Here is a 5,518-nt window from a genome sequence, read left to right on the forward strand (position 1 = left end):
CGTCAACTGCTCTTTTTAGGATCACTCGCGTCTGATGGACCGCTACGATCGTCCGGTCGCGACCTTGGTGATCCTGGCCGATGAGCGGCACGCCTGGCGCTCGAAGCGCTATCGTCATGCACTCTGAGGCTGCGAGGCGGTGCTGGTGTTTCCGGTCGTGAAGCTGCTGGATTTCAAGACCCGCACGGTCGAGCTGGAGGCGAGTGCCAACCCGTTCGCGCTGGTCGTCCTGGCGCAGTTGGCCGCCACCGCAACCAAACGCGACCCGGCCGCGCGACTGGATCGCAAGATCGGGCTGACCCGGCGTCTTGTACCGTTTCGGCCTGAGCCGCGACGAGGTGTTGAGTCTGTATGCCTTCATCGACTGGGTGATGACGTTGCCCGAGCCGTTGGAGGACGACTACCATCGGGCCATTCAAGCCCTCGAAGAGGCGGAGCAGATGCAATACGTCACCACGGCCGAGCGAATCGGCATGCGCAAGGGATAGAGCGGGGCCTGGAATCGGAACGCGCATTGCTGCAGCGCCTGGCTCGGCGTCGCTTCGGAGACGCGGTCGCCGAGCCCGCCGCTGTTCTTTTGGCGCTGATTCGGGCGCCGGAGACCCTCGAGCAGCTCGGCGAAGGCCTGCTCGATGATGCCGATGGCGAGGTCTGGTTGACGGCGGTACAGGCACAGGTGGAGCACTCGGACGAGCACAGCGATGGATGAAAAGGGACAGCGCCTGAAAAAGCCGCCGGGTGACCGCGGGTGATCGCTCACCCGCGGTTCCCACAGATCCGGACGTGCCTGATTCGGGCATCCGGCTCCTCGGCCTAAACATTCGATTCAGGACATAGAGGCCATGTACCGCACGCGCGGGCAGGGAGCCGGAGCACGGCGAGCTTTTATCTGTTGCACAAGCGCCTGCATGCCAAGACGTGATCATCCCGGGCGCAGCATCTCCCACGACACCATTTTGCCCGCCCATCCCATGCGTTCGGAAGGACGCCGCAGGGTTACCGGTTACCCCGCGGCAGTGAATCCGAAGTGCCGGCCCGGTCCGTCTCGGGTCGAGGGCTCACTCGTCGTCGTCTTCCTCCACACGCGCTGCCGCGTAGTGCAACGCCACCTCGTTGATCTCATCTGGCGTGAGCTGACCGGCGATAAAGCGCATCCGAGCGAACTCGTCGTTGGCGCGCTCGCCCGTTCGATAGGCCGTCATGGTCTCGATGAGATGGTCGATCTTCTGACCGGCGAGTGACGGGACCTGATCGCCCCATCCTTCGCCCTTCTCGCCATGACAGACTGCGCAGGGCAAGAGCAAGCGGCTCTCGTCGCCGAAGGCGACGAGCCGCGGGACCGGCTCGGTGACTGCGGGCGCCTCGGGCGTCTGCGTCGCGAAGTAGGCCGCGAGATCGGCCATGTCCTGATGACTCAACTTGCGGACCGCCTTCGCCATGTCCGAGCTGTCGCGCAGCCCGGTTTTGTAGTCGACCAGTTGCTTGTACGTATAAGCACGTACCTGACCCGCGATGCTTGGGGTCTCGTCGTCTTCACTGACCCCGGTCTCGCCATGGCATTTACTGCATCTGACCTTTCCGGCGATTTCTTCGCCACGGACGGGGTCGCCCGAGGCGATGAGGTCCAGGCTCGCGCGGCTCCACACGAAGGGCGCGTTATCGTCGGCCGTCGCGGCCGCAGCCGCGACGACGAGTCCAAGACTCAGGATAAGGATTGTTTTCATGATTCGGTTACTCCTGGGTGGTCCGGGCGTCTCACGGGGCGGGCTCGAGTTGCGCTGTCTGCGGCGCGCTCAAGGCCGCGGCCGGGATGCGCTCCTCGAGATTGACCATCTCGACCGATGGCACCTGCACGGCGCCTTCGCCCAGCAACAGGTCTGCAACGCTCTGGTCGAACGAGCGGTAGTGCAACTTCGCACGCACGCTGATCTCGCCGGCGTCCTGCGGGAGGTTGAAGTAGTAGGTCCCATACCGATACCCCTTCGGTGGGATGGTATTCATCTCCGAAAAGCGCGCGACCTCCCACGGGAGGATGGTGTCCTTGCCATCCTTGTCGACCGCATGGTTGTTGAAGATGACCGTGTCCGGCGGCAACCGATTCTCATCGGTGAGCGTCCCGCTGCGCAGCAGCTCGCGGCCTTGGTCGTCGGTGACCACGACCTCGAGCCACACCTGGCGCACCTCGGTCAAGCTGGTCGGCAGGTGATGTCCGGCGCGATTGTTGGTGACCTTCACCTTGACGCGCTGGAGCTGCTCGCCCATCGGCGTGACATCGATCTTCAGTGAGGCGACGGTCTGCAGGCGCTTGATAGCCTCCAAGGCGTTCCCGTCACGTCCCAGATCCTCGGGCTTGACCCCGTCGGGATCGGGCGCGTTCAGAAGCTCAGTGATCACGGCGTTGCCGCCGATGAACGCATGGGTGTGCACCACCTTCCGCCAAGGTCCGCCCAGCGCAGCGAATCCTTCCAGGGACGGCTCGTCGAGCTCCTCGGGACGCTTCATCTCATCGGCGACGCGCATCGCGATATCGACCGGCACCATATGGCAATCCTGGCATTGAATCCCGTTTTGGGCGTAGATCGAATACTTCCATTCGTCATAGGTTCGTTCGATCGGGAAGTTGTTCGTCGGGTGGAAGATTTGATGGCAGTTGCCGCAAAAATCGGCCCGGCCGTGATGCTCCGAGTAGGCCGTTTCATGGAACGGCGAGACCGCGTCATCGAGCGTTGCCCGCTTGGTTTGGCCCGGGTCGACGATGAACGAGGCATTCCCATGCTCGAGCACCGCTGTCTTTTGCAGATTGGTCCCCGAGATGGTGTGGCAGACATCGCACGAGACCCCCATCTCCGCGACTGCAGGTGCGGTAAAGGCCCCATGGAGGCCCTGGTCCGGGTGGAATTCAACTGTGCCGGTCGTGATGCCGATCGGGCTGTGGCAAGTTCCGCAGTGATTGAGATTCTCCGGATTCGCCTTGACGGCGAGCGCCCACAGCGCTTGGTACACCGGATCCTTGAACGAGTTGGAGTGCATCGATCCATTCCAGCCTTGGTACTGTGTGGTGTGGCACTGCCCACAGAGTCGGGGGTCTTTCCAGTCCTCCGGACTGAGCTGGCGATGACCTTCGATGCTGACGTACGAGGGCGGGAAGGGTCTGTCCTGTGTGGCAGTCGCGGTGACGTCGCTGCAGAATGCAGGTGCGGCGCATGACGCAACGAGGACGAGCGCAAGCACGCCTGCGCTCGAGCGCCGTATGGCGCATTCGGATCTCATGAACATCGGATTCTCCTTTGGAGTAGCTTCTTGGCCAGACACGTTGGCTGGTCGCGCGGTTTCGGGTCGCTGGCCCGCTGCCGCTGCATCGCCAACCGAAAGACGGTTCTACGCCGTCATAATCGTGCGCGAGAGGTAAAGCAAAAAACACGCCGTCATGGGCGTCTTGTAAAAACAAGCGCTTGGCTCGACGTTCACCGGATGAGGTGTTGCGCTGTTGCAGGGTCCATGCGGCTGGCCCTGCCCCACCAGGATGAGGAGCACCAATGATCAACCAACGCGGGCTTCTGGATCTGCTCCAGCCCCTGCTGGACCCGATCCAAGAGGGCGTCATTGTCACGAACCGCCACGGCCATGTGCTGATTCACAATCGGGCCGTGCGGCAGCTGTTCGGTCTCGCCGAAGAGTCGGCCCCACTGGTCTTGAGTCGGCTCGGTCAATACAACCTCCGCGCGGCGCTGATTCGCGCCGGACTTCGCGAGGCGAGCGGCGATGGGGACTACTGCGAGGCGAAGGTTCAGTTCGACGCCGAGATCAGGGTCGAGAGTGCCCCGCGCTGGCTTCGGATCAACTCCAGTCTCGTCTCGCTGCCTGGTCAGGGTCCTCAGCTTCGCATGATCGTGCTGCGCGACATCACGGCCGAGCGCCGTCTATCCGCGGTGATTCAGGCATCGGACAGCTTGGATTTCGTGGCCAGGGATCCGGACATGATTCGCCTGGTCGAGCGTCTCGACCTGGTGGCCGGTAGCGATGCAGCGGTCCTGCTGCAGGGTGAATCGGGAACGGGCAAGACCGAGCTTGCGCGACGGCTGCATCATCGCAGCCAGCGGGCCGACAAGCCGTTCATCGAGGTGAACTGCGGATCGATCCCCGCCTCGCTGATCGAGACCGAGCTATTCGGGCACGTCAAAGGGGCCTTCACCGGGGCCTACAAGGACCGCGTCGGGCGCTTCAAGGCTGCCGACGGCGGAACACTCTTTTTGGACGAGATCGGGGAGTTGCCCCGAGAGCTCCAGCCGAAGCTGTTGCGGGTGTTGCAGGATGGAGGCTACGAGCCGGTTGGCTCGGATCGGACCGTCCAGGCAAACGTCCGGGTGGTCTCGGCATCGAACCGCGATCTGCGTGGGTTGGTCGATCAGGGCGAGTTTCGCGCCGACCTCTATTACCGGATCGCGGTGGTCAAGTTGCAGGTGCCGCCGCTGCGCAATCGCCCGGGCGATATCCCCTTGGTCTTGGAGGGTATCCTCAAACGGCTGGAGATGCGGGGCTATCCGGGTGCCCTGACAATCAGCCGCGAGGCATTCAACTCTTATATGAACTACCCCTGGCCCGGCAACGTGCGCGAGCTGGCCAACGCCGTCGAGCACAGCGTGATCTGTGCGGTCGACGGGCAAATCATCCCGGAGAGTCTCCCGGACTGCATGCGCGACTACTGTGCCGCCCGCCGGGGCCCCGAGCCGTCAGCCGTGCAGCCCGACATCGCCGAGCGCACCCGCATCGCACAGGCACTCCGTCAGGCCTCGGGCAACAAGACGCTCGCCGCCCAGATCCTCGGCATCGACCGCAGCACCCTCTGGCGTTGGATGCAGCGGCTCCAGATGGATTGATCCATCGAGGGCGCGCGAGCGTCGCGACGATTATGATTCCCCCTGAAAGGATCTGCTCGAGGCTTGGCGGCGTTCGTTTCTGGAGTTCTTCTTCCCGACGATCGCGGCCGACATCGACTGGTCGCGCGGCTTCGATGCCCATGCCGATCGAGCGCACGGAAGCCGTTGCGCCCCTCGACACACGAGCTGCTGCGCTGGAACAGATCGGCACACCCCCCGGCGACCTGCTCGAGATGGTGGCGGGTCGGCGGATCCAGCGACTGGATCAGGTGCGAGGGCTGCTCGCGGCGAGGCGCTGCGCACTCAGTGCCCGGAGTCGATGACGCGGCTCGGCGCGGGTGCTGCGCGCGGCGGCGCGCTCCAGATCGAGCGCCGGGATGAAGTCGTCGAGCATCGCCTGCTCGATCGCCGGTGCCAGGTCCATCGCCTGCACCCGGGTGTTGACCATCATGAAGAAGAAGGTCAGCGTGGCGACGAGGCTATGGGTCAGGCGCTTCGCCTTGGACGGATGTCCGCAGAGGCGCTCGGACAGATCCGCCTCCGCGGCGATCGCTTCCAGGCGCGTCAACAGCGTCCCCAGACGCGCCTCCAACTGCTCGGGGGGTTGCGCCTGTCCCTGTTGGATCTCGTAGGGATGATCG

At 63.9% G+C, this 5,518-nt stretch carries 6 protein-coding genes and 1 pseudogene; 3 read left to right on the top strand and 4 right to left on the bottom strand.

Translation table 11 applies throughout. The annotated features are described in order from the left end of the window. Nucleotides 1–308: 308 nt before the first annotated feature. Both B4N44_RS03815 and B4N44_RS03820 read left to right on the top strand, forming a co-directional pair. Nucleotides 309–488, top strand: a complete 180-nt coding sequence (locus B4N44_RS03815; RefSeq protein ID WP_296697101.1) for a hypothetical protein — start codon at nucleotides 309–311, stop codon at nucleotides 486–488. A 26-nt stretch (nucleotides 489–514) separates the two neighbouring features. Then, on the top strand, nucleotides 515–709 hold the full coding sequence (locus B4N44_RS03820) for a hypothetical protein (RefSeq protein WP_296697103.1): 195 nt from the start codon (nucleotides 515–517) through the stop codon (nucleotides 707–709). 349 nt (nucleotides 710–1,058) lie between these two features. On the opposite strand, the gene B4N44_RS03825 is transcribed toward B4N44_RS03820, so the two are convergent. Together B4N44_RS03825 and B4N44_RS03830 are read right to left on the bottom strand one after the other, a co-directional pair. Continuing rightward, nucleotides 1,059–1,724, bottom strand: a complete 666-nt coding sequence (locus B4N44_RS03825; RefSeq protein WP_296697104.1) for a c-type cytochrome — start codon at nucleotides 1,722–1,724, stop codon at nucleotides 1,059–1,061. A gap of 31 nt (nucleotides 1,725–1,755) precedes the next feature. Next, entirely contained in the window at nucleotides 1,756–3,270 is a 1,515-nt protein-coding gene (locus tag B4N44_RS03830; protein WP_296697105.1) for a multiheme c-type cytochrome, read from the bottom strand. Nucleotides 3,271–3,536: 266 nt separating this feature from the next. On the opposite strand from B4N44_RS03830, the gene B4N44_RS03835 reads away from it, so the two are divergent. Then, a complete protein-coding gene (locus B4N44_RS03835) occupies nucleotides 3,537–4,877 on the top strand; it encodes a sigma-54 interaction domain-containing protein (protein ID WP_296697107.1) in 1,341 nt (446 codons plus the stop codon). Here the strand turns inward: B4N44_RS03835 and B4N44_RS19870 are convergent. Together B4N44_RS19870 and B4N44_RS03840 are read right to left on the bottom strand one after the other, a co-directional pair. Then, nucleotides 4,784–5,146: a DUF6399 domain-containing protein gene (locus B4N44_RS19870; RefSeq protein WP_414718112.1), complete on the bottom strand. Its 363-nt coding sequence runs from the start codon at nucleotides 5,144–5,146 to the stop codon at nucleotides 4,784–4,786. The two genes, B4N44_RS03835 and B4N44_RS19870, sit on opposite strands and share 94 nt — an antisense overlap. Beyond that, nucleotides 5,143–5,518, bottom strand: a pseudogene (locus tag B4N44_RS03840) (hypothetical protein); the annotation flags it as partial. The pseudogene B4N44_RS03840 and the gene B4N44_RS19870, both read right to left, overlap by 4 nt.

It is taken from the genome of Thiocapsa sp. UBA6158 (genome assembly GCF_002423035.1).
GTDB lineage: Bacteria > Pseudomonadota > Gammaproteobacteria > Chromatiales > Chromatiaceae > Thiocapsa.

Coding starts and splice junctions, on each gene's coding strand:
- B4N44_RS03825 (WP_296697104.1), bottom strand. CDS start 1,724: ATGAAAACAATCCTTATCCTGAGTCTTGGACTCGTCGTCGCGGCTGCG.
- B4N44_RS03830 (WP_296697105.1), bottom strand. CDS start 3,270: ATGAGATCCGAATGCGCCATACGGCGCTCGAGCGCAGGCGTGCTTGCG.
- B4N44_RS03835 (WP_296697107.1), top strand. CDS start 3,537: ATGATCAACCAACGCGGGCTTCTGGATCTGCTCCAGCCCCTGCTGGAC.